Here is a 24508-nt window from a genome sequence, read left to right as displayed (position 1 = left end):
TATGAAAAGGAGCTAATAGAAAATGAAACGTATAAAAAAATTAGGAACAACAATGATAGCAACAGTAATTGCAATGGGTATTTTTTCGTTACCTGTTAGTGCGCACGTAACTGTGAAGCCAGCAACTTCTGACATTGGTTCTTGGGAGACTTACACGATAAAAGTACCAGTTGAAAAGAATATAGCAACAACAAAAGTTACACTGAAAATACCGTCGGGTGTGGAATTCCAACAGTATGAACCAGTGCCAGGATGGAAAGTGGGAGAGCAAAAAGATAATGCCGGAAAAGTGAAAACTGTAGTATGGGAAGCAACAGGAGAAGGAATTTCACCTGGTCAGTTCCAGCGATTTACTTTCGTCGCTAAAAATCCGGATAAAGAACAAAAAATAGCTTGGGATGCATATCAACAATATAAAGACGGAGAAATTGTTGAATGGACAGGCGATGAAAAAGCTGAAAAACCGCATTCACTTACTACAATTGTAAAAGGTACGTCATTAACAGGAGAACATGGTGAAGTGTCTAGTGTAGAAAAGAATGAAGGTACTAGTAATATGCAATTGATAGCGATTGTTTTATCTATTTTGGCGATTGTATCGTCGGTAGGTACGTGTGTTTTTGTAGTACGTCGTAAAAAATAAGTAACATTGAAAGGTCTCATTGAAAGTAATGAGACCTTTTTTAATAGTTTTAGGGATTAGTAAAATGAGGATAGCAACATTGTTGTGGTCACTATATAACAAAATTTATTGATACGTGGAAATCAATTGATGGTCATTATGTCTTCCGGCAAGGAATCATGTTCTAGCCAGTTTTCAATTAAAGTATTAAATAACTTAGGGTCCGCTAAAGAAATTCCATGACCGATTTTAGAAATAATAACACCTGTGCAATTGGGATTACTTTCAAGGATTTCAGTCAACGAGTCTTTCATGATTCTTTTTTCGTTTTCTCCAACAGTTACTAATATATTACTATTAGCATTCTCAAAGTTTTTTGGTATTGTAAACGACATGTTTTCTTCTAGCATCCTTATGAAGGTATTTTTACTTATTTGACAACTGTCATGATAATAGTGGTCAAAGTATTCTTTATCTATATACATTGATTTGGCTTGTATTTTCGAAAACGTCCTACTCTTTATAAGAGGGTAGGTTAGCGCAATAGATTTTATAAATGTGCTAGCAAAAGGAATGGGTTTGACTAAGGCACTGTTTATCATAGCATATTGGATTAAGTCAGGTTTCATGCTAAGCATCGCAATTAACACTTGAGCACCTAATGAAAACCCAATTGCTATAATAGTTTTACCTTGTCCTTTTTCTTCAATTAGTTCAATGATTTTTTTAGCACTAAAATGTATTGAGAAATGATCTTTATTTCTGTTTTTTCCTTGATCAGGTAAATCAGGAACAAGGCAGTGAAAGTTAGTAAAATGATTAATTTGTTTGTCCCACATCCATCCACTGACTCCGCCCCCATGAATAAAAACCATAAGTGGAGAACTTGTATCTCCAAATTCTTTATAGTGTAAAACCATATAACTCCCCCCTTATAATTGGAATTGTAAATCCACTCATCTGTACTAGAGATAATATTTTTACTACTTAATTATCATCATACAATAAAAAATTTTCATTTGTTAAAATTCTAAGTGACTTTACTCATGAAATGATAAGAAAGAGCCTACAAACAGTAGGCTCTTTCTTATGTTTATTTATTTCACTTCAACTCGCTGCCCTACAGCAAGTGTTTTCGGCTTTATATTTACGAAACAAATACTCACTACAATAAATAATAGTCCGATGAATAAGCTAATAGTAATGGCCTCATGTAAGAAAATTGAACTTACAATTATAGCGATTAGAGGAATGAGAAATGTATAAGCCCCAACTTTACTTGCTTCACCAGCTCCAACGAGTGTGAAGTATGCAAGCCACCCCATTGCAATAACAAAGAATGAAATAAATAGTAGTACACTAACAAATGGCATACTCCAAGCGATACTAGACCAACTTTCAAATTCTGAGCCAAATCCGACTAAACAAAGACCGCCGATAAGAAGCTGAAGTGTTACCATCCAAATGGCATTCACACGGTGACCAGTTTTCTTAATAAATACTGTTCCAAGTGCCCAGCCAATAGCACATCCTAATGCAAGAAGGATTCCAATGACAGAAATATGTCCAGTTAAACTACTAGAGCTAATAACTCCTACACCAATAAATCCGAGTACAAGCCCGAAAATTTTTAAACCGTACATTGATTCTTCAAGCCATATCCACGAGAAAATACCAAGTAAAACAGGTTGTAGAAATACGATGGCGGAAAATAGACCAGCAGGCATATATTGAAGACCAACAGTTTGTAACCCGTAAAATATAATGATGTTAAGTAAAGAAGAAATAACGTATAAATGCCAAGTTTCTTTTAAATGTAATTCTTTATATTTTGGTAGAGCGAAAAGGAGTAAAATGAATCCTCCAATTAAAGTTCGAATGCCTGCAAATAAAACGGGTGGTGTATAATGCAGGGCAAACTTAGATAAAGGCCAATTGATTCCCCACATAAAAACGAGGAAGGTAAGGATTATGGCCGTCTTAGTTCGAGAAAGCTGTGCCACTGTAAGACCTCCTTGATGTTATTCATTTCATTATGATATGATATCGGCTGTGATAAATAAAATGAATCTTTTTTATGAGGAGTATAAGTGATTAGTTATGACCATTACACAACTTCAAGTGTTAATAAAAACTGTTGAGTTAGGTAGTTTTACGAAGGCTGCCAGAGTTTTAAATATGACGCAGCCAGCGGTTAGCCATGCGATTTCAAGTATTGAGTTAGAATTAGGAGTTACGATTCTTATACGGGATAAACGAAAAGGGCTAATCGTTACCGATGTTGGAAATAGAATTCTTGTACATATTAGAGAAATTTTGAACGGTGTTGAGAAGATTGAACAAGAAGTTGCGATGGAGAAAGGCCACGAAGTTGGGACGATTCGAATTGGGAGTTTTCCGAGTGCTTCTGCACATTTCTTACCGAAAATGATAAACCTTTTTAAGGAGAAGTATCCGAACTTAGAAGTCGTTCTTTGTGAAGGAACAATTAAAGAAGTTGAAGATTGGTTAGTATCGAGAGTTGTTGATATAGGAATTGTTATTTTGCCTAATAAAGATATGGAGATTGTCCCATTAACGAAGGGGAAAATGGTTGTTATCTTAAGAGAGGATCATCCTCTTTGTAAGAAGGATGCTATTACAATTAGTGATTTAGAGAATGAACCGATCATATTATGTAAGGGCGGATATGAACCACCCATTATCGATATGTTTAAACAAGCCAACGTACCACTTCGGGCTGAGTATGTAATTTCGACAGTTACTACAGCTTTAAATATGATTCAAGAAGGATTAGGCATTGCAATATTAGCTGAATTATCTTTAACGAATTTACCCGAAAATGTGCAAACAAGAGAATTGGAACCACAAGTATGGAGAGAAATTGCTTTAGCTGTTCCTTCATTAAAGGATTCTTCAATAGCTGTGCAGCTATTTATTGAGGAATTTCAAGTACTATTTGCAGAATAAAAAGAGGTGTCTCATATATCATAATGGGACACTTTTTAATTTGCTTATAAAAAATCTATGAAAAGGATTGACTTATCTTTTCGTTGTAACTATAATGATTACATCGAGGTGGTGATCAAGATGAAAATTAGTAGCCGCTTTTCTATAGCTGTTCATATTTTATCTATTATAAAAAACAATCCATCTTCACTTTGTACTTCAGACTATATGGCTGAAAGTGTAAACACAAATCCAGTAGTCATTCGCAAAATTATGTCGTACTTGAAACAAGCGGGTTTTGTATATGTAAATCGCGGTCCAGGTGGTGCGGGATTATTAAAGGATTTACATGAAATCACATTGTTAGATGTGTATCATGCAGTGAATGTAGTGGAAGAAGACAAGCTATTTCATATTCACGAGCAACCGAATCCAGATTGTCCAATTGGAGCAAATATTCAAGCGGTATTAGAAATTATATTAATACAAGCACAATCTGCGATGGAAGAAGTTTTAAGAAATATTACGATGGGGCAGTTGTTTGAAACTTTGCAAGAAAAAATGAATGCTTAAATCATATTTATATTTTTTTAACATTAATGTAACTGATTTGATTACAACTATGAAAGTAAGGTGTGAAAGTTATGACTGTAAAAATGAAAGTATACTCAGATTTTATATGTCCGTTTTGTTTTTTAGCAAAAGGTCCATTAGATGAAGTAGCGAAAGAGAAAGATGTAGAAATTGAATGGATGCCATTTGAATTACGTCCAAGTCCATATTCAAAAATTGATCCATGGAATGAGCCAGAAAAATTAGGTTCATGGGATGCATTCATTCTTCCAACTGCGAAGAAGTTAGGAATCGATATGCGTTTACCACGTGTTTCTCCGCATCCATATACCCATTTAGCTTTTGAAGGGTGTCAATTTGCGAAAGAATATGGGCTTGGAAATGAATACCACCATCGCGTATTCACCGCGTTTTTCCAAGAAGAGCAAAACATTGAAGATATTGATGTGTTAACAAAATTAGCAGTAGAAGTAGGACTTCCTGAAGCTGAATTTAAAGATGCTTTAGTAAATCGTAAATATAAAGAAAAGCATCAAGAAGCAATTCAGCAGGCATATGATGAAGCGAATATTATGGCTGTTCCGACTGTCATGATTGGAGATGAAGTCATTCAAGGTCTTGCTAGTAAAGAAACATTACAAAGAGTCATTGATAAAGAAATTGAAAAGGATAAAAAAAATTCATTTGAAGGCATGCAATGTAATACAGATGGATATTGCTAATTCGCTTGTTATGAAATAACAAAATAAATTATAAAACAAATATTTGGAGGAATGAAAATGTCAGCAACTACAACAAATTTAAAAGAAGCAATCGTGAACCGTCGTTCTATTCGTAAAGTAACAAAAAACGATGCGATTACGAAAGAAAGAATTGAAGAGGTTTTAAAAACAGCTTTACACGCGCCAACATCTTTTAATATGCAAAGTGGCCGTATGGTTGTATTAATGGACGGAGAGCATGAAAAGTTTTGGGATATTGTGAAAGAGACACTAAGAGCCCGCGTACCAGCAGAAAACTTTGAAGCGACTGTAGAAAGATTAAAAGGTTTCCATGCAGGTGTTGGGACTGTGTTATTCTTTGAAGATCAAGCAACAGTAGAAAAAATGCAAGAAAATGCACCATTATATAAAGATCAGTTCCCATTCTGGTCTCATCAAGGAAATGCAATGTTACAACATACTGTATGGATGTTATTATCAGCTGAAGGAATTGGTGCATCATTACAACATTACAATCCAATCGTAGATGCTGAAGTGAAAGAAACTTGGAACATTCCAGCAGAGTGGAGCTTAGTAGGTCAAATGCCATTTGGTGAACCAAACGAACAACCAGCAGAAAGAACGTTCTTACCTACTGAAGATGTAGTGAAATTTTATTAAGAAATACAATATGTAACGAGAAGGAAGCTGTGCTTAAAAACAGCTTCCTTTTTGGTAGTGGTGTTAATTTATGCGCATTTAGGGAAGAAATATAAGAAATAATCCGGTGAGAAGGGAATTAGAAAAATGAATGATGAGAAAAAATATACAGTGGTAGGTACTGATGTTGAGGAAGTAAAGCGTTTAAATAAAAATTCAGGGTTAACGTATAATCAAGTGAAAGGAATGTTAGCGAAGCAAATGCAAAAAAAGAAGTAATTAGATTGAAATCTTTCATTTTTTTATTTGGCATTTCGATTGGAGAGAGTTAAGTAAAAAGTAACTCTCTTTTTCGTATAACGAAGCACCTTATAGAGTGGAGGAAGCAACATGAAGAAATGGGTAAAGGGAACGCTGTCTATCGCTGGAGGCATTGTCTTATTAGCGTGTGCCGGCGGATATTACGTGTATAAAAATTATTTTCCAAAGGAACCTGAGCGTATTGTATATGATAAAGAAAGAGTGCTACAACCGATACATAATCAGCTTAAAGGAATCAATATAGAAAATGTAAAGATAAAAGAAAAAGAAGTCGTAAATGCGACTGTAGATGAGCTTCAAAAAATGATTGATGATGGAAAGTTGTCATATGAAGAATTAACGAGTATCTATCTCTTTAGAATACAAGAACATGATCAAAATGGAATAACATTAAATTCTGTTACAGAGATAAATCCTAATGCGATGGAAGAAGCAAGAAAGTTAGATCAAGAGCGAGGTAGAAACAAAAATTCGAATTTATATGGTATTCCTGTCGTTGTAAAAGATAATGTACAGACGGAAAAAGTGATGCCGACTAGTGCAGGAACGTATGTGTTAAAAGATTGGATTGCAGATGAGGATGCGACGATTGTGAAAAAGTTGAAAGAAGAAGGAGCATTTGTTTTAGGAAAAGCGAATATGTCTGAGTGGGCGAACTATTTATCTTTTACAATGCCAAGTGGATATAGTGGGAAGAAAGGACAAAATTTAAATCCGTACGGTCCGGTCATATTTGATACTTCAGGATCAAGTTCAGGATCTGCTACAGTAGTTGCGGCAGATTTTGCACCGCTTGCAATTGGAACAGAAACGACGGGATCGATTGTTGCACCAGCGGCGCAGCAATCAGTAGTTGGTTTACGTCCATCTTTAGGTATGGTAAGTAGAACAGGAATTATTCCGTTAGCTGAAACTCTTGATACAGCAGGACCTATGGCAAGAACAGTAAAAGATGCAGCAACTTTATTTAATGCAATGATAGGTTATGATGAAAAAGATGTTATGACAGAAAAAATGAAAGATCAAGAGCGAATTGATTATACAAAGGGTTTATCAATAGATGGATTAAAAGGGAAAAAGATAGGGCTTCTTTTTTCTGTAGACCAACAAGATGAAAATAGAAAAGCAGTAGCAGAAAAAATTAGAAAAGACCTTCAAGATGCAGGTGCGATATTAACTGATAATATCCAGTTAAGTGCTGAGGGTGTAGATAATTTGCAAACATTAGAATATGAGTTCAAGCATAATGTAAACGACTATTTTTCACAGCACAAAAATGTACCAGTAAAATCGTTAGAAGAGATTATAGCGTTTAATAAAAAGGATAGTAATAGACGAATAAAATATGGACAAACATTAATTGAGGGATCTGAAAAATCAGCTATAACGAAAGATGAGTTTGAAAAAATAGTGCAATCGAGTCAAGAAAATGCAAGAAAAGAGCTAGATAGATATTTAGTAGAAAAAGGTTTGGATGCTTTAGTTATGATTAACAACGAAGAAGTTCTCCTATCAGCTGTAGCTGGCTATCCAGAATTAGCGGTGTCAGCAGGATATGATAATAACGGAGAGCCAGTAGGTGTAGTGTTTGTCGGGAAGCAATTCGGTGAAAAGGAACTGTTCAATATTGGATATGCGTATGAGAAGCAGTCTAAAAATAGAAAATCACCAAAACTGTAAAAGGGTAAATGAAATAAGTTAGAGGGCTAATATAAAGAGAATCTAACAATATAAAAAGAAAAAAAGGATTCTTCTCAATTAGTAAGAAAGATTGTCTATAGAAGTTCATAAAATGTAATATATTCAATTTCCATCCATTGAAGGGGGAGGTTAAATCTTAATGAATGAAGTGAAAAATTTTTTTCGAAGTAGAGGGTTCCAACGGTTTCTCGTTTTAATAATAGTGGCGCTTGTATTATATGGATTAAAGAGTATGATCAATTTAATACTAATTACGTTTATACTGACATTTCTAATGGATCGTTTTCAACGTTTTATATCAAAAAAATTGAAAGTGGATCGGAAAATTGTTATCGCATGTTTGTATATAATATTAGTTACTTTTATCGGCACAACATTATATAAATATTTACCTGTGCTAACGATACAAATTTCTCAATTGATTTATCAATTTAAGCTATTTTTTCAAAACCCACCTGATAATGAAATCATTAAATATGCACTTTCGACTATTAATGGGATGGAAGTATCAAAATATATTGAACAAGGTGTAGATGTTATATATCAATCAATAGCAAATATAGGGAAGGTAAGTTTACAAATATTATTGTCTCTCATATTAAGCTTATTTTTCTTATTAGAAAAAGAGCGTATTATTACATTTACCTCTAAATTTAAAGATAGTAAGTTGAAAATTTTTTATGAGGAGATTGCATATTTTGGCGAAAGGTTTGCAAGATCATTCGGTAAAGTAATAGAAGCACAGTTTTTAATTGCAGTTGTAAATTGTATTCTTACTGTCATTGCATTAATTGTTTTAGGATTTCCGCAGCTTCTCGTATTAGCTGTCATGATTTTCTTACTTGGATTAATTCCTGTTGCCGGGGTAATCATTTCCTTGTTTCCACTTAGTATTATTGCATATAATGTAGGCGGAGTTATGTACGTTTTATACATACTTGTGTTCATCACAGTAATTCATGCTCTTGAAAGTTATTTTTTAAACCCGAAGTTTATGTCTGCGAAAACGAATTTACCAATCTTTTATACATTTATGATTCTCATCTTTTCAGAACATTTCCTTGGAATCTGGGGGCTTATTATCGGGATACCAATCTTCATCTTTTTCTTAGATGTACTTGATGTGAATAATGAGGAATCGATTAAAAAATAGAACATAAACAAAAAAAGCAATCCAAAATAAATTGGATTGCTTTTTATTATTCATATTAAAGAACTGGAGCCATTGTTTCTTTCAGCACTTGAACAGAGTGATCGAATTTTAATTCTTCTTCTTCGCTTAATTCTACTTCTAAAATTTCACGAACACCGCCGCGATTTAATACAGCAGGTACACCGATATACACATCTTTTTGACCGTATTGACCTTCTAAATATGCTGAAACAGTTAATACACTATTTTCGTCGTTTAAAATTGCCTTAGTAACACGTAGAAGTGACATACCAATACCATAGTAAGTTGCGCCTTTTCGCTCAATAATATGGTAAGCTGCATCACGAACGTTTATGAAGATTTTGTCTAAATCTTCTTGTGTGTATGTGTTGTCTTTATCAAGAAGCGTTTGTAGTTTTTGAATACCAACTGATACGTGACTCCAAACAGGAAGTTCCGTATCACCATGTTCACCGATTATATAAGCATGAATGTTGTGTGGACCAATATTGAAGTACTCACCTAACATATAGCGGAAACGAGCAGAATCAAGTGTTGTACCAGAACCAATTACGCGTTCTTTTGGTAAACCAGATTCTTTCCAAGTTACGTAAGTTAAAATATCGACAGGGTTAGTTGCGATTAAGAAAATACCATCAAATCCGCTATCCATAATGCTACGAACGATTTGTTTGAAGATTTTCGCGTTTTTCTCAACTAAATCTAAACGTGTTTCGCCTGGTTTTTGTGGTAATCCAGCCGTAATGACTACAAGATCAGCATCTTTACAATCTTCGTAGCTGCCTTTCCATACTCTAGTTGGAGCTGGAGCAAATGGAACAGCATGACTTAAATCCATTGCTTCTCCTTCAGCTTTTGCCTCGTTTACATCAACTAAAACAAATTCTTCAGCTACAGCTTGGTTAATCATGCAGTAAGCATAACTACATCCAACTGCTCCTGTTCCTACTAATACAACACGGTTAATACCTTTTTTCATTTCAAAATTCCTCGCAATTTCATTGATTTTATTATGTAAGATAATACGTCTTACTTCTATAGAGTCATATCTAGTTTATTACATTTTATAAAAGATATTCAAGTATTTGAAAATGTATCCGTGCAATTTCTTGCATGGAACATAGGAAGTAAGTTAACGGAATATAATGCAATAAAATCCTTTATCGAAGGGGAAAAGGGCATGATGCAGCCATTAACGATGGAAAGAATGCTTCATATTATTAATGTGGGGCTCGTTAAAACGAAGAATCCAAAGCAGATTATTATTGCTGGTGCAGGAATTTCAGGATTAGTTGCAGCATCGTTATTGAAAGAAGCAGGACATAACATAACAATTTTAGAAGCGAATAACCGAATAGGCGGAAGAATATATACGATTCGTGAACCATTTAGCAGAGATTTATACTTTAATGCAGGACCAATGCGGATTCCTGAAACACATGAATTAACTTTAGCTTACATTCGTAAATTTAAATTACCGCTAAATCTATTTATAAATAAAACCACTTTAGATATTATTTATACGAATCATATTAAAACGAGATTGAGCATATTTGAAAAAAATCCAAGTATACTTGGATATCCAATTTTAGAGAATGAAAAAGGAAAAACTGCAGAAGAGTTAATGTTAGTAGTATTAGAACCTATACTTAATTTTATAAAAAAAGATCCCAATAAAAACTGGATTATCGTTGAAAAAAAGTATAAAACATATTCGCTCGGATCATTTTTAAGCGAGTATTATTCAGACGGTGCAATAGATATGATTGGGGTACTTCTAGATATGGAAGCATATATGGGAATGTCTTTAATTGAAGTATTACGTGAAATGATCTTTTTTACTTCCACGACAAAATATTATGAGATAACGGGTGGAATGGATGCATTACCAAAAGCCTTTTTACCGCAGTTAAATGAAAATATATTTATGCAGTATAAGGTTGAAAAAATTATACAAGATGATAACAATGTGACGATACAAGTAAAACATGAACAAACGTTAGAGAAATATACGGTCACAGGTGATATCGCAATTGTTACTATCCCATTTTCAGCATTGCGTTTTGTTGAAATCCAGCCTTACCATTTATTCTCCTATTATAAAAGAAGAGCAATTCGTGAATTAAACTATATAGCTTCGACTAAAATTGCGATAGAATTTAAAAGTAGATTTTGGGAGAGAATGGGACAGTTTGGTGGGAAATCTATTACAGATTTGCCGATTCGATTTACATACTATCCAAGTTATGGGCTTCATACGCCAGGTCCATCTGTAATTTTAGCGAGTTATACGTGGGCAGATGAAGCTTTAACATGGGATAGTTTACCGAATAGTGAACGCATTCGGTACGCATTAAAAAATTTAGCGGAAATATACGGTGACATCGTTTATAGTGAGTTTGTTACAGGGGCATCTTTTAGCTGGAGTCAAAATCCGTATTCTTGCGGCGCATTTACAGCGTTCGAACCGGGCCAAGAGCTTGAGTTATTTCCGTATATTACACCACCATCTGGAAAAGTACACTTTGCAGGAGAGCATACGACATTAACACATGGATGGATGCAAGGAGCAATAGAGTCTGGAATTCGAGTTGCATATGAAGTAAATGAGCAGTGAAGATATATTTACAAATCACGAATCTTTTAATAAAATAATAAATATAAATCGTAATTATTACGCTTTGAATACGTTTTGAAATAAAGAAATGGATGGTCGATCACATGAATAAAGTAGAAATTCATATATTAGGTGGCTTTTTAGGTAGTGGAAAATCAACATTATTACAAAATTTATTGTTAGCGGAGAAAAAGAAGAATAGAAAAGTTGCAGTGTTGATGAATGAGATTGGTGAGTACTCAGTAGATACAGATATTATTGGAAAAGAGAATGTTTTAAGAGAACTTCTGAAAGGATGTATTTGCTGTACGCTAAAAGAAGAGCTTGAAATACAGTTGCATTCGTTATATCAGCAAGAAAAACCAGATGTCATTTATATTGAAACGACAGGTGTTGCGCATCCAATTGAAGTGTTAGATGCATGTGTATCACCAATTTTAGCGCCTTTCCTGGAAGTGAAATCCATTGTAGTCGTTTTAGATGCAGTAAGGTGGTTAAATCGAAGTGTATTAAGTGCAAACGTTCAGCAATTATTACATGAGCAACTGAAGTTTGGTAGCCATATTTTAATTAATAAATCAGATTTACTAACAGATGCGGATAAGAACAAAGTAATTGAAGAAGTGAAAGCAATAAATAATCATGCAAAATTGTTTGAAACAAAATATTGTAATATATCTTTAGAAGACATAGAGGAAGCTGAATTTACGAATGATGGGGAACATGAGACACTACATGTAAAACAGCATTTACATATACAAACGATGACGTATCAATTTACGAAATCAATTGATCAAGATAAATTATACGAATGGCTTTCGAATTTACCAGATAGTATTTATCGTGTGAAAGGTTTTGTGAAATTTCATGGGGACAAATATCCTCACTTATTCCAATACTCGTTCGGGGTACCGACTTTACTGGAACAAGACTTCGGTTTCCCAACGAACTTGGTAGTAATAGGGGAAGGGCTAGATAAGAAACAATTGGCTGAAGGGTTAGAGAAAGTGGAACTTAATTCTAATTAAGATTAAAGGGAGCTGCCACATAAGTTGATGAAAATGACTTATGTGGCAGCTTTTTATTTTTGGTGAATAAGCATATAGATACTTGTATTCATTTTAAATAGTCACTCTTTTAGTATTTTCGTTTTCCAAGAGAAACACTTATATTAGAGCCTCTACTAATTTCAACTTTGCGACCATCTAATTCTATTGTTCGAGAGCTTGCAGTAGGATTTTTAATTAGACTGTACAGATAATCTGCTTTAGTTGGTAGTAGTGTGTTTAGGATTTTTTTTACAGGCTCGTTTAATACCGGATCATCACTTGTAATATACATTCTATATGCGCTATCATCTGAGGAAGAAAAATAAAAATACATCATGTTATCATATCCGTCTTTACCATTTTTATTATATATATATTCCGAAGAGCGTTTGAAAAATCCAGAATCAATTAGTATATTCTCAATTTCTTTATACTTATCCTCATCCTTTGCAGGAATAGAATCAGGAACAAAATAAGGGCTGACATTAATTGCTTTATACATAAACGTTGCAAATTGTTCTCTTGTTACATTCATTTCTCCGCCATATTGATAGTTTCCAATTCCTTTTGTAATGCCATTACTATACAATGAACGAACAGAGTCTGTTGCCCAAAAATTATTTGGAACATCATAGAAAAGGTCATTTGTTTTTACAGGTAAATGAAAAGCTTTTTGTAAAATAACAGCCATTTCATATCGAGTTAATGTATCATCAGGTCTAAACTTGTCAGTGCTATTGTCCCCTGTCATAAGTCCTTTTTGAGCAACTGCTTTAATATTGTTTTCAAACATATGCCCATGAATATCAGAGAAATGTTTATTTGTAGATATGGTATTTTCTAGTTTTAAGTATCTTGAAATAATCGCAGCTACTTGCCCACGAGTTACATTGTCCCCAAATCCAAATTTTCCGTTACCATAACCACTAATAATCTTTTGCTCAGTTAAATGGTCAATCGAATCTTTAGACCAGTGATTCGTTGGTACATCAATGAAATGTTCAGTTTGTGCATGAGCATTCGTTGCACCAAATAATGTGGCGGTAATTAAGCCTGTTGCAAGTACATGTTTAAAATTCATTATGATTCCTCCTAAGTATATAAAACAATAGTTTCTCACTCATATCCGATGCTTATAAGTGATAATCAATTATATATTATATTAGCATATTCTAATTTTGTAAAATATGGATTTGTTTTCATAATATTTCTTAAATGTATATGGTGTTATGAGAGGGCGGGAAGTGTAAAAAATTCAACTGACGGGGCGTTTATTCATTCTGATTAGGAATGCGTTATAAAATTCTCACTAATTAATAGCTAGTCAAAAGAAGCCAAACTTTATTGGTTTATAGAAAAACACTTGCAGATTTTGTCTAACAATAATAATTGTAAAATTCAGAAGTATATTTATAATCAAATATAAGAGGTGATTCAGGTGTCAGAAAAGATAATAATGGATGTAAAAAATCTAACAACAAAAGGATTAGAAACGAGAGAGAAATTATTGTGTGCTGCAGAAGAGGTATTTGGTAGTAAAGGATATTACGAGGCTTCTATCGTGAATATTACACAAGAAGCAAAGGTGGCGCATGGAACTTTCTATAATTACTTTCCATCTAAAAAAGATATATTTGATGAATTGATTCGCAGATTGAACCGTGAGTTACGCTTAATTATTAAAGAAGAAATGAAGGGGATATCAAGTTATGAAGAGGCACAAAGAAGAGGTTTTCAGGCATTTTTTCGGTGGGTGAAAGATCGTCCTAATCTATATAACATTGTACAACAGGCGGTAGTTGTTGATGATAATTTATATAGATGGTACTATGCAAAGCTCGCAAATGGATTTTTAAAAAGTTTATCAGCTGGTATGGAAGCGGGAGAGTTTAAGCAACTTGATACAGAAACAATTGCGTATTGTCTTATGTCAATTGGGCAATTTCTAGGTATGCGATGGGGTTATTGGGAAGAGAAAGATGTTCCAGAAGATGTATTTGAAGCAGCGATGTCATTAATATTTGAAGGATTGAGAAAGAGATAAGGGAGTGGGGAACATATGCAAGGCATTGCTTATTGGATTGAAAAACGGTCCTATTTACATCCAGATCGCATTGCCATTATTACAGAAGAGGAGGAAATGACATATAAACAGTTACATGAGTATGTAAGTAAAGTAGCAGCCTATCTAATTTACGACTTGAATGTGCAAAAAGGAGAAAGGATAGCCATTTTATCACAAAATAGCTTGGAATATATTGTACTTTTGTTTGCTATAGCAAAAGTAGAATGTATTGCTGTTCCACTGAATATACGGTTAACAGAAAATGAACTTATATTTCAGTTAGGGGATAGTGGAAGTACAGTTTTATTTATAGAGGAAACATTTCAAAATATGGCACTGTCAATGCAGAAGGTATCGTATGTACAAAGTGTGATTTTGATTAAAAGTTTAAAAGAAATAGAAGATAGAAAAATTGATAACTGTGAAGAGATAAATGAAAGCGCATCCTTTATTATATGTTATACCTCAGGGACAACTGGAAAACCGAAAGGAGCTGTACTTACACAAGAAAATATGTTTTGGAATGCGCTAAATAATACATTTGCGATTGATCTAACTATTCACGATCGCTCCATTGTATTACTGCCTTTATTTCACATTGGTGGGATTGGCTTATTCGCATTTCCAACTTTATTTGCAGGTGGTGTAATCATTGTTCCGAGAAAATTTGAGCCAACTACAGCTCTTTCCATGATAGAAAAACATAAAGTGACTGTAGTGATGGGAGTACCTACAATTCATCAGGCATTAATGAATTGCGAGAATTTTGAAACTACAAATTTGCAATCAGTTCGCTGGTTTTATAACGGTGGTGCTCCGTGTCCAGAAGAGTTGATGAGAGAATTTATAAATAGAGGATTTTTATTTGGTCAAGGCTTTGGTATGACTGAAACATCACCAACCGTATTTATGCTTTCAGAAGAAGATGCAAGACGTAAAGTAGGCTCAATTGGAAAACCAGTTTTGTTTTGTGATTATGTACTTATTGATGAAAACAAAAATAAAGTTGAGATTGGTGAAGTTGGAGAGTTACTTATAAGAGGGCCAAATGTAATGAAAGAGTATTGGAATCGGCCAGATGCAACAAAAGAAACGATTCAAGATGGTTGGTTATATACGGGAGATTTAGCTAGAGTTGATGAAGATGGTTTTGTATACATTGTCGGTAGAAAAAAAGAAATGATAATTTCCGGTGGTGAAAATATTTATCCACTTGAAGTAGAGCAAGTCATTAATAAGCTTTCGGACGTATATGAGGTAGCGGTCGTTGGTAGGCAACATGTAAAGTGGGGAGAGACTCCAATCGCCTTTATTGTGAAAAAGAGTAGCAGTGTATTAACTGAAAAGGAAGTCATTGAACATTGTCGTTTATTTCTAGCAAAATATAAAATACCGAAAGAGATTGTTTTTCTAAAAGAATTGCCAAAAAATGCAACTGGTAAAATTCAAAAAACACAGTTAGCAAATCAATTGAAAAGTAGGTGAAGAGATGACGATGTACAGCACGGGTCAAAAGGCGTCATGTAGTAAAACAATAACAGAAACGGATTTTGTATTATTTGCAGGTTTAAGTGGGGATTTTAATCCAATCCATATTGATCATGAGTATGCGAAAAAAACTAGATTTAATCAAAGAATAGCACATGGTTTACTAACTTCTAGTCTATTATCGCAATTGCTTGGTATTCATTTACCTGGAAAAGGATCCATTTATATGGAGCAAACTATTAAATTTACAGCACCAGTTTTTATAGGAGATACAATTACAGCAACGGCTACAGTACAAGAATTTATGATAGAAAAGAGAGTTTTGAAATTGTTAACGGAGTGTCATAACCAAAAAGGAGATTTAGTATTAACAGGTGTAGCTACAATGATGGTGCCAAAAGAAGGAGGAGTAGTCTAATGAATATTGGGATTGAAGCGACTGGTGTTTTCTTCCCAAAAGACGTAGAGACGGCTACAGACCTATCTAAAAAAACAGGTATTCCTGAGCACATTATTATAGAAAAGTTTGGATTATATGAAAAACATGTCGCAGATGAAACGATGCATGCATCAGATTTAGCTATTGCTGCTGCAAAGCCAATATTATCACAAGTAGATCCTCAATCTATTGATGTAGTCATTTATTTTGGCAGTCCACATAAAGATTACCACGTATGGTCTAGTGCCCCAAAAATTCAGCATGAACTTGGATTAAAAAATGCTTATGCTTTTGAAATTATGAATGTTAGTTCTTGTTTTCCTATTGCCCTCAAAGTCGCAAAAGATATGCTCTACTCCGATAACTCAATTGAAAATATATTATTAGTAGGCGGATGTAAAGAATCTCAAATTGTAGATTATGATAATCCACGCTCGCGTTTTATGTTTAATTTCGCTGATGGCGGAAGTGCAGCTTTAGTGAAAAAAGACGCTAGAAACGGTGAAATATTAGGAAGTGCGATTATAACAGATGGTTCATTTCATGAAGATGTTCGTATTCCAGCAGGTGGATCGAAGCAGGTTGCGAGCTACGATACAGTTGAGAATCGACAGCATTATATTGATGTAATAGATCCTATTAGTATGAAAGAACGTCTAGACAGGGTTTCAACTCCTAATTTTGACAAGGTTATTCGGGAGGCGTTAAGAAAAAGTGGATTTACTCCTAAAGATATTAAAGTATTGTTACCACTGCATACAAAACGTTCTATGTTAATAGAATTGATACAGGGGCTAGGGCTAGCAGAAGAACAAGTTGTATATTTAGATCATTATGGACATATGTCAGCACTTGATCCTTGCATTGGTCTTCACTTTGCAAATGAACAGGGAAAATTACAGGCCGGAGATATTGCAGTAGTAGTTAGTGCAGGGACTGGGTATACGTGGGCAGCGACTGTAATTAGGTGGTGAAAAATACTAGATGAATACATGATAAATGGAGGTATTTGGAAAGAGGCGGCGAATGTAAAGGTACTTCATTAAATTTTTTTAACAGATTTGTTTGTATGATTCAGAGGAAAAGTCATAATTACGGTTGGGTAACTTTGGCGTGTTTGATTCTATCAGAAAGTAAAGTATGGGGAGGATCACAATGTCGATGAAAAAACGTAAATGGCTAAGAATGATGGCTACTGGTTGTGTTTTAGGTTCGTTATTAATAACGGCAGCTTGTTCAGGAAAGAAAACAAGTACAGAGGGTGACAAGACGATTAAGGTAGGTGTTCTTGCTTCATTAACAGGTCCATTAGAATCATATGGAAAACAAACCATGAACGGATTTGAATTAGGGTTAGACTATGCAACTGGTGGAACTGGCAAAGTTGAAGGGAAGAAGATTAAGTTTGTTGTAGAAGATACGGAAACAAAAGCTGATGTAGCGGTTAAAAAAGCTACGAAGTTATTAGAAGAAGAGAAAGTCGATTTTTTAGTCGGATCGTCTAGTTCAAGTGATACATTAGCGGTTTTACCATTAGCTGAAGAATATGAAAAAATAATGGTTGTAGAACCAGCAGTAGCTGATAGTATTACCGGGAAGAACTGGAATAAATATATTTTTAGAACAGGTAGAAATTCCTCTCAAGATGCAGTCGCTGGTGCGGCGGCAATCGCTAAAAAAGATGTGAAAATAGCAACGTTAGCACAAGATAATGCTTACGGCCGTGAGGGAATTGCAGCATTTAAAGCTGGAGCGAAGAAATTAGGGGCAAATATTGTAAACGAGCAATACGCAGATACAAATTCGACTGACTTCACTGCAAATATTCAAAATATCATTAGCTCAAAACCAGATTATTTATTTATCGTTTGGGCAGGGGCAAACTCACCTTGGAAACAGTTAAAAGATATGAATGTGGAAGCACAAGGTATTAAAATTTCTACAGGTGCACCAGATATACCGGCATTAAAAACGATGGATGCGTTAGTAGGAATGCAAGGTTTTTCTGTTTATTATCATACACTCCCGAAAAATAAGGTGAATGATTGGTTAGTGGAAGAACATAAAAAACGATTTAATGGTGCGGTGCCAGATTTATTTACAGCAGGAGGAATGTCAGCGGCAATTTCAATTGTAGAAGCTTTAAAGAAAACAAAAGGTGATACAGATGTAGAAACATTAATTAAGAAAATGGAAGGAATGGAATTTGATACACCGAAAGGAAAGATGAAGTTTAGAGAAAAGGATCACCAAGCGATGCAAACACTGTATTCTATCACATTGAAAAAGCAAGATGGTGTTGATTATCCGGTGCCAGTATTAGAACGAGAATTAACGATGAAAGAGACAGAACCACCAGTTCAAAATAAATAGACTGAATTTTCTGTTGTTTTTGTATAAAGAGGGGATACCCTCTTTATACGCATTTCTTTCTTACTTAAAGCTTTAAAGGGAGGGATTTCGTGACACATTTGCTCGAAACAAAAAATCTTAGCGTATCTTTTGGCGAGCATCATGTTATTAAAGATGTGAATTTGACAGTACAAAAAGGAAAGCTCATTTCCATTATTGGACCAAATGGTGCAGGAAAGACAACGTTATTTAATTTACTAAGTGGGCAAATTTCTCCAACAAAGGGTGAAGTGTATTTTAAAGGACAAGAGATTACAAATTTATCAATTTCAGATCGAACTCGATTAGGAATTGGTCGTTCTTTTCAACTTACAAATATATTCCCAGAGTTAACGGTACTTGAAAATGTTCGTTTAAGTGTTCAATCGTTCGTGCAAGATTACTATAGTTTTTTCCCAAGTCCGGCAAAATTTAAGCAACAAGTTGGAGAGGCGAGACGTTTCTTAAAAACAGTATTACTTCAGGAGAAAGAACATGTATTAGCGAAAGATTTAGCGCATGGAGAAAAACGAAAGCTAGAGCTTGCGATGTTATTAGCTTTAAAAACGGATGTGTTACTACTTGATGAGCCGACGGCAGGTATATCAGTTGAAGAGGTACCGGCCATTTTACAAGTGATTGAAAACATTAAGAAACATCCAGAGAGTACAATTGTACTTATTGAACACAAAATGGATATGGTACTAGGTTTGTCAGACCATCTTATCGTTTTATTCCATGGAGAGTTATTGGCTGAAGGTTTGCCCGAAGAAATGATGAAAGATGAGCGTGTACAAAGTGCTTATTTAGGGGGATTATATAGTGGCACTATTACAAGTGAATAATATAGAGACGTATTTAGGTCAGTTTCATATTTTACAAGGGGTATCTCTTGCTGTTGAAAAAGGAACGATTACTGTACTGTTTGGAAGAAATGGGGCAGGGAAGACTACGACATTACGTTCGGTTATGGGATTTCATCATATCGCACAGGGTGAAATTTATTATGATAGTACACAAGTAAATGGATTATCTACACATTTAATTTCAAGGAAAGGAATAGGGTATGTACCAGAAAATCAAGGTATTTTTCACGATCTGACAGTAGAAGAAACATTCGCTCTTGCTAGGGGAAAGGGAGAAGAAGCGGAAGAAAAAATTGAGTGGATGTTTGAACTATTTCCAGATTTAAAGCAGTTTTGGTACAAAAAAAGTGGACTTTTAAGCGGAGGACAAAAGCAAATGTTAGCAATTTCAAGAGCATTTATTAATAGTGATGGGTTACTACTTATTGATGAGCCAAGTAAAGGCTTGTCCCCCATTATGATAGAAAAATTAATGATAGCTATTTTGAAAATGAAGGAGAAAACAACAGTTTTACTCGTTGAACAAAATTTTATGATGGCTAGTCAAATTGGTGATTATTTTTATATTATGGATAACGGAAAGATTGTTCATAACGGTTTTATGCATGAATTAAAAGAGGATAAGGAAATGTGTCACAAATATTTAGGAATCTCTTAACATGAATCCGAGGTGAGAAGGATGGATGTGTTAATCAATTTATTTGTAAATGGGATTTCAACAGGGATACTCATTTTTTTATTAGCATCAGGTCTTTCACTTATTTTCGGTTTAATGAGCGTTCTAAACTTCGCGCATGGTGGTTTATTTGCGTGGGGAGCGTTTACAGGTGTTTGGCTATTTAATATGACAGGTAATTACGTATTAGCGTTAATTGGAGCAATAGCTATGGGAATGTTCCTTGGGTTCATTTTAGAAAGATTCCTTATTAGACCGGTATATGGAAACCACGTTCGCCAGCTTCTTGTTACGCTTGGAGGAATGCTTGTACTTAGTGAATGTATTAAAGTATTTTGGGGACCAAATCCAATTGGAGCAAAGTTACCGTTATGGCTACAAGGAAGTTTTACATTCGAAGGCGTTATATTAATTAAATATCGTCTATTCGTTATTTTAATTGGGATTATCATTTACATTGCCTTACTAGTATTGCTCAAAAAAACAAAGATAGGTCTTATGATACGCGCAGGAGTAATGGATAAAGAAATGGTTCAAGCACTTGGTATTAATGTAAAAGCGATATTTTCTTTCGTCTTTTTATTAGGGGCAGGGATGGCAGCATTGGGAGGATTCTTATTAGCACCGTATTCCGGTGTTATTTTCGCCGAGATGGGCATGCAGTATGCAATTTTAGCTTTCATAGTAGTAATTATTGGAGGGTTAGGGAGCGTACAAGGTTCAGCAATCGCTTCTTTAATTGTCGGATTAGCTGGTGCTTTTACAGCGTATTTTATACCGGATTTATCACTTGCAATCAATATGTTAATGTTACTATTTTTCTTAATAGTGAAGCCAAATGGACTTGTTAGTGAAAAGGGGTGAAATGGTGAACAACACATCAAATCGAATTAAAGTATACTTCGGAGTATGTATGCTCATTTGTTTAAGTGTATTTCCATTCGTAAATGATTCACGGAGTTTGTTAATTTTGTTCACTCAAATCTTCATCTTTGCTATTTTTGCAATGAGTTTTGATGTATTACTTGGATATACAGGAATTGTATCGTTTGGGCATTGTATGTTCTTTGGTATAGGAGCATATGGGGTAGCACTTTTATTTGATCGGCAAGGAGTATCCATAACGAACTTTTTAATAGGGATAGTAGCTGCAATTATCGTTTCAGCAATCGTTAGTTATATAATCGGTCTACTTTCTTTACGGCTGAAAAGTCATTTTTATGCGATGCTAACACTTGCTATTTCACAGTTGTTTTTCGTACTTGCTGAAAAATGGCGTGGGCTCACTCACGGAGGGGATGGTTTTACATTTGGTGTACCAGATTTATTCCGTGACCGTTTTACGTTTTATTATGTAACACTTATATGTTTAATTGTCATTTTTGTTCTGTTACGTCTCTTCACAAAATCTTCTATTGGAAAAGTATTAAAGGCAATTTCACAAAATGAGCAACGAGTTGAAGCATTAGGATATAAAGTTCTTCATTATAAAATTATTGCTAGCATTGTTGCAGGAGTAGTAGCTGCGATTAGCGGTGGTTTATTTGTTATTACACTGCGCTTTGTTAATACAACTGTATTTTCAATTGAAATGACATTAAATGCATTATTGATGACAATGATTGGAGGCGTTGGAACGTTAATTGGAGCAATTGCTGGATCCGGAATTATTGAATCACTGAAATATTATTTATCAGAACTAGCTACAGAGTATCCGATCTTTGAACGATGGACGATTATTCTTGGTTTATTGTACATTATCGTATTACTAGCTTTTCCGAAAGGATTAGTTGGCACGGTTAAGAAATTGAAGAATATGAAGCGGAGTAAGAAGGAGAACAATGCAGAAGTGGAGCAAAATGTGTGAAAAATCAATTGTATAGAATATGAAAATCCCTCTTTTAGATTCGTAAAGGAGGGATTTTTATTGGCGTATGTAATTAGTTAGTTTGATAGCTCTTCTATTAATCAAATAGTTCATCAGGGATTTGTTTTAAAGAGTTTTGATTTGTAAAAAAATGAACAGCTAATTTCTCAACTGGAATATCTTCAATTGGTTCCAATTTATCATTTCTAATCGGTAAAAAGGCTATTCCGTTGCCATCGTTTATAAAATCTTCAATGAGTGAATAAGAATCTAATTGCTGAAGTTGATGCTGAGATAGATTATTTTCTTTTAGAAATTGTATCGTCTTATTTCTAAAAGGGCACTTTTTGTCATTGCTAACGAAGAAGAGTTCCTTTGAAAAGTCAATGGTACACTTTTCTTTCGCTTTTAATAAGCCTATAGAAATTGAAGTGGAAAATACTTTTTTAAACGCTGTGTCCGGATAATCCTCATAAGTAATGACCATATCAACGTTTTGTTGCTGCAGTAATTTTTGCAAATGACTACTATTTTCTACATATATTTGATAATTCCTGAAATTTTCTTTAATGCGCTTACTTAAATAATTAGTCAAAATAGATTGTGACGTCGCAATTATATAAGAAGAACCACTCATTTTAATTTTATCTTTCGCTTCTTCTACTAGAGTTAATATTTGATTCGTGTAGTCTAATAAAATGTCACCAGAAGGTAATAAGGAAACGCCTTTGTTATCTCTATGTAGTAAAGGTGTTTCTAACTCTTGTTCTAATTTTTTGATTCGCTCAGTTACGTTCGGTTGAACATAACCTAACTCTTTCGCAGCTTTACTAATAGAACCTTCGCTAGCTACAGTTTTGAATATAATAAGATCATTTATTTCCATTTATCACAGCCCCTTATATGATATCATTATAAATGATACCAAACATAATTTATACCTATTTTACGCTGGCCAGTCATCGGTTTATCATTGTGTATATAAGATGGAAAGTGAGTGATAAACATGATTGGAATGCAATATAAGGTCATTTTGCCAAAGGATTATGACATGGAGATTATTAGAAAAAGGGTAGAGGATAATGGGTATAAAACGGATGGTTTTCAAGACCTAAATTTTAAAGCTTATTTAATTACTGAGGCAGATAAGGACGGAAATTTCTATAACTGTTATGCACCTTTATATATTTGGAATGGTCATGAAGGGATGAATAAATTTATTTTTGAAGGGTATTACGATAATATTTTACAATCGTTTGGGTGGCAACAAATAAATATAGGTGTTCCATTAGTTGTTAATGTAAAGGATGATTTTAAAAAATGTAGATATGTTGTTGAATATACGGGGAGTATCCCTCAAAAGAATTCATTGATTGGGACTCAATTTAATACTGTCAAACAGAATATTCAAAATATAGAAAAATGTAAAGGGAATGTAATAGTGTATAACCCAGATAAGTGGGGATATAGTCAGTTTGAATTTTATGAAGTAAAGCCTGAAATTGAAGAGATGGTGGATATTACAATATATGAGGTTTTACACATTTCACTTTGAAAATTTGTTGAAGTTAAATTAAGAAAAAGGAATGAAAATGTATGCCTTTTGTGAATGTTTATTATCATGAAAATATATTAAATGAAGAAGAGTTGAAAAAGATAGGTGAATGTATTCATCTTTCATTAATTGAACATTTTAATATCCCTGAAAATGATTTTTTTCAAATGTTTTTACCTTATCAACAAAATCACTTTTTATATAATCCATATTATTTATTAGAAAGAGGAGAAAAGAGAACAGAGAATATGATTTATGTTTCTATTACATGTGGACCGGGAAGAACGATAAAACAGAAAAGGGATCTGTATCAGTCCATATCCTTGAAGGTTTCTGAATGTTCTAGTATAAAAAGTGCAGACATTTTTATTACACTAAATGAGACAGCTGCTGAAAATTGGTCGTTTGGTAAAGGATTGGCGCAATTAGTAAAATGAAAGGGGAGTGAAATGATGAATGAATCCATTGAATATTGTATTCAAGAGAAAATGAGAGAAATGGCACCTGCATTTGCTCATTATAGTGAAGAGATATTGTTCGAGGAAGTGTGGCGGGATGCCACTTTAACATTAAGAGAAAGAAGTTTATGTACAGTGGCGGCACTAATTAGTCTTAATCAGACAGAACAATTACCATTTCATTTGCGGCTGGCAAAGCAAAATGGAATTATGGAAAATGAAATGATTGCATTAATAACACATATGGCTTTTTATGTTGGCTGGCCAAAAGCGGTGGCAGCTTTACATATAGCAATGAATGAAATGGAAAGTTAAGAATAACGATAAGAAAGAATT

General features: G+C 34.2%; 27 protein-coding genes. 22 read left to right on the top strand and 5 right to left on the bottom strand.

Going from position 1 to position 24508, the window contains the following annotated elements:
* The first annotated feature begins 22 nt into the window (after positions 1-22).
* A complete protein-coding gene (locus DN390_RS20300; RefSeq protein ID WP_060630453.1) occupies positions 23-643 on the top strand; it encodes a YcnI family copper-binding membrane protein in 621 nt (206 codons plus the stop codon).
* Positions 644-765: 122 nt separating this feature from the next.
* Here DN390_RS20300 and DN390_RS20295 read toward each other — a convergent pair whose 3' ends face one another.
* On the bottom strand, positions 766-1542 hold the full coding sequence (locus tag DN390_RS20295) for an alpha/beta fold hydrolase (protein WP_147808244.1): 777 nt from the start codon (positions 1540-1542) through the stop codon (positions 766-768).
* A gap of 177 nt (positions 1543-1719) precedes the next feature.
* Positions 1720-2625: a DMT family transporter gene (locus tag DN390_RS20290; RefSeq protein ID WP_060630455.1), complete on the bottom strand. Its 906-nt coding sequence runs from the start codon at positions 2623-2625 to the stop codon at positions 1720-1722.
* A 97-nt stretch (positions 2626-2722) separates the two neighbouring features.
* Between DN390_RS20290 and DN390_RS20285 the strand changes: the two genes are divergently transcribed.
* The 7 genes from DN390_RS20285 (at position 2723) to DN390_RS20260 (ending at position 8680) form a co-directional block, all read left to right on the top strand.
* Positions 2723-3592, top strand: a complete 870-nt coding sequence (locus DN390_RS20285; protein ID WP_060630456.1) for a LysR family transcriptional regulator — start codon at positions 2723-2725, stop codon at positions 3590-3592.
* A 120-nt stretch (positions 3593-3712) separates the two neighbouring features.
* Positions 3713-4144: an Rrf2 family transcriptional regulator gene (locus DN390_RS20280; RefSeq protein ID WP_147808243.1), complete on the top strand. Its 432-nt coding sequence runs from the start codon at positions 3713-3715 to the stop codon at positions 4142-4144.
* Positions 4145-4215: 71 nt separating this feature from the next.
* Positions 4216-4866 (top strand): DsbA family oxidoreductase, encoded by a 651-nt coding sequence (locus DN390_RS20275; protein WP_147808242.1) that lies wholly within the window; start codon positions 4216-4218, stop codon positions 4864-4866.
* A 57-nt stretch (positions 4867-4923) separates the two neighbouring features.
* A complete protein-coding gene (locus tag DN390_RS20270; RefSeq protein ID WP_001277021.1) occupies positions 4924-5526 on the top strand; it encodes a nitroreductase family protein in 603 nt (200 codons plus the stop codon).
* Positions 5527-5652: 126 nt separating this feature from the next.
* Positions 5653-5784, top strand: a complete 132-nt coding sequence (locus tag DN390_RS31240; RefSeq protein WP_255444085.1) for a hypothetical protein — start codon at positions 5653-5655, stop codon at positions 5782-5784.
* 111 nt (positions 5785-5895) lie between these two features.
* A complete protein-coding gene (locus DN390_RS20265; RefSeq protein ID WP_147808241.1) occupies positions 5896-7506 on the top strand; it encodes an amidase family protein in 1611 nt (536 codons plus the stop codon).
* A 160-nt stretch (positions 7507-7666) separates the two neighbouring features.
* Complete coding sequence (locus DN390_RS20260) at positions 7667-8680, top strand: AI-2E family transporter (RefSeq protein ID WP_147808240.1); 1014 nt, start codon at positions 7667-7669, stop codon at positions 8678-8680.
* 55 nt (positions 8681-8735) lie between these two features.
* On the opposite strand, the gene DN390_RS20255 is transcribed toward DN390_RS20260, so the two are convergent.
* Positions 8736-9680 carry an L-lactate dehydrogenase gene (locus tag DN390_RS20255; RefSeq protein WP_016088332.1) on the bottom strand — a complete coding sequence of 315 codons (945 nt, stop codon included), beginning with the start codon at positions 9678-9680 and terminating at the stop codon, positions 8736-8738.
* Between the two features lie 201 nt (positions 9681-9881).
* Here DN390_RS20255 and DN390_RS20250 point away from each other — a divergent pair, with 201 nt between their 5' ends.
* Complete coding sequence (locus tag DN390_RS20250) at positions 9882-11318, top strand: flavin monoamine oxidase family protein (protein ID WP_147808239.1); 1437 nt, start codon at positions 9882-9884, stop codon at positions 11316-11318.
* Positions 11319-11422: 104 nt separating this feature from the next.
* On the top strand, positions 11423-12346 hold the full coding sequence (locus DN390_RS20240; protein ID WP_098952199.1) for a CobW family GTP-binding protein: 924 nt from the start codon (positions 11423-11425) through the stop codon (positions 12344-12346).
* A 109-nt stretch (positions 12347-12455) separates the two neighbouring features.
* Here DN390_RS20240 and DN390_RS20235 read toward each other — a convergent pair whose 3' ends face one another.
* A complete protein-coding gene (locus DN390_RS20235) occupies positions 12456-13448 on the bottom strand; it encodes an S-layer homology domain-containing protein (RefSeq protein WP_098952093.1) in 993 nt (330 codons plus the stop codon).
* 357 nt (positions 13449-13805) lie between these two features.
* On the opposite strand from DN390_RS20235, the gene DN390_RS20230 reads away from it, so the two are divergent.
* From DN390_RS20230 to DN390_RS20190, 9 genes are all read left to right on the top strand, one after another.
* Positions 13806-14411 carry a TetR/AcrR family transcriptional regulator gene (locus tag DN390_RS20230; protein WP_001290800.1) on the top strand — a complete coding sequence of 202 codons (606 nt, stop codon included), beginning with the start codon at positions 13806-13808 and terminating at the stop codon, positions 14409-14411.
* Positions 14412-14426: 15 nt separating this feature from the next.
* Positions 14427-15917, top strand: coding sequence for an o-succinylbenzoate--CoA ligase (locus tag DN390_RS20225; protein ID WP_147808238.1), 1491 nt, complete (start codon positions 14427-14429; stop codon positions 15915-15917).
* A 4-nt stretch (positions 15918-15921) separates the two neighbouring features.
* The gene (locus DN390_RS20220; RefSeq protein ID WP_048566568.1) at positions 15922-16338 is read left to right on the top strand and encodes a MaoC family dehydratase; all 417 of its coding nucleotides are present in this window, start codon (positions 15922-15924) and stop codon (positions 16336-16338) included.
* A complete protein-coding gene (locus tag DN390_RS20215; protein ID WP_147808237.1) occupies positions 16338-17333 on the top strand; it encodes a 3-oxoacyl-ACP synthase in 996 nt (331 codons plus the stop codon). The genes DN390_RS20220 and DN390_RS20215 overlap by 1 nt, the downstream gene beginning before the upstream one ends.
* A gap of 181 nt (positions 17334-17514) precedes the next feature.
* Positions 17515-18732, top strand: a complete 1218-nt coding sequence (locus tag DN390_RS20210) for a substrate-binding domain-containing protein (RefSeq protein ID WP_147808236.1) — start codon at positions 17515-17517, stop codon at positions 18730-18732.
* Between the two features lie 89 nt (positions 18733-18821).
* Positions 18822-19595, top strand: coding sequence for an ABC transporter ATP-binding protein (locus DN390_RS20205; RefSeq protein WP_064449344.1), 774 nt, complete (start codon positions 18822-18824; stop codon positions 19593-19595).
* Positions 19573-20274, top strand: coding sequence for a branched-chain amino acid ABC transporter ATP-binding protein (locus DN390_RS20200; protein ID WP_147808235.1), 702 nt, complete (start codon positions 19573-19575; stop codon positions 20272-20274). Before DN390_RS20205 ends, DN390_RS20200 begins: the two co-directional genes overlap by 23 nt.
* Before the next feature lie 21 nt (positions 20275-20295).
* A complete protein-coding gene (locus DN390_RS20195; protein WP_147808234.1) occupies positions 20296-21156 on the top strand; it encodes a branched-chain amino acid ABC transporter permease in 861 nt (286 codons plus the stop codon).
* A 49-nt stretch (positions 21157-21205) separates the two neighbouring features.
* Positions 21206-22159: a branched-chain amino acid ABC transporter permease gene (locus tag DN390_RS20190; RefSeq protein ID WP_147808308.1), complete on the top strand. Its 954-nt coding sequence runs from the start codon at positions 21206-21208 to the stop codon at positions 22157-22159.
* A gap of 97 nt (positions 22160-22256) precedes the next feature.
* Here the strand turns inward: DN390_RS20190 and DN390_RS20185 are convergent, their stop codons facing one another.
* Positions 22257-23045 (bottom strand): LysR family transcriptional regulator, encoded by a 789-nt coding sequence (locus tag DN390_RS20185; protein WP_147808233.1) that lies wholly within the window; start codon positions 23043-23045, stop codon positions 22257-22259.
* Between the two features lie 120 nt (positions 23046-23165).
* Between DN390_RS20185 and DN390_RS20180 the strand changes: the two genes are divergently transcribed.
* Genes DN390_RS20180 through DN390_RS31230 form a run of 3 tightly spaced genes read left to right on the top strand, consistent with a single transcriptional unit; the run spans position 23166 to position 24487 of the window.
* On the top strand, positions 23166-23714 hold the full coding sequence (locus DN390_RS20180) for a DUF4865 family protein (protein WP_147808232.1): 549 nt from the start codon (positions 23166-23168) through the stop codon (positions 23712-23714).
* A gap of 41 nt (positions 23715-23755) precedes the next feature.
* The gene (locus DN390_RS31235; protein ID WP_255444081.1) at positions 23756-24151 is read left to right on the top strand and encodes a tautomerase family protein; all 396 of its coding nucleotides are present in this window, start codon (positions 23756-23758) and stop codon (positions 24149-24151) included.
* Positions 24152-24163: 12 nt separating this feature from the next.
* Positions 24164-24487, top strand: coding sequence for a carboxymuconolactone decarboxylase family protein (locus DN390_RS31230; RefSeq protein WP_060630472.1), 324 nt, complete (start codon positions 24164-24166; stop codon positions 24485-24487).
* Positions 24488-24508 lie beyond the last annotated feature (21 nt).

This window comes from Bacillus sp. SH7-1 (assembly GCF_008042405.1).
GTDB classification, from domain to species: domain Bacteria; phylum Bacillota; class Bacilli; order Bacillales; family Bacillaceae_G; genus Bacillus_A; species Bacillus_A thuringiensis_N.
The sequence above is the reverse complement of the archived record's forward strand: the minus strand, read 5'-3'. Positions and strand labels throughout refer to the sequence as shown.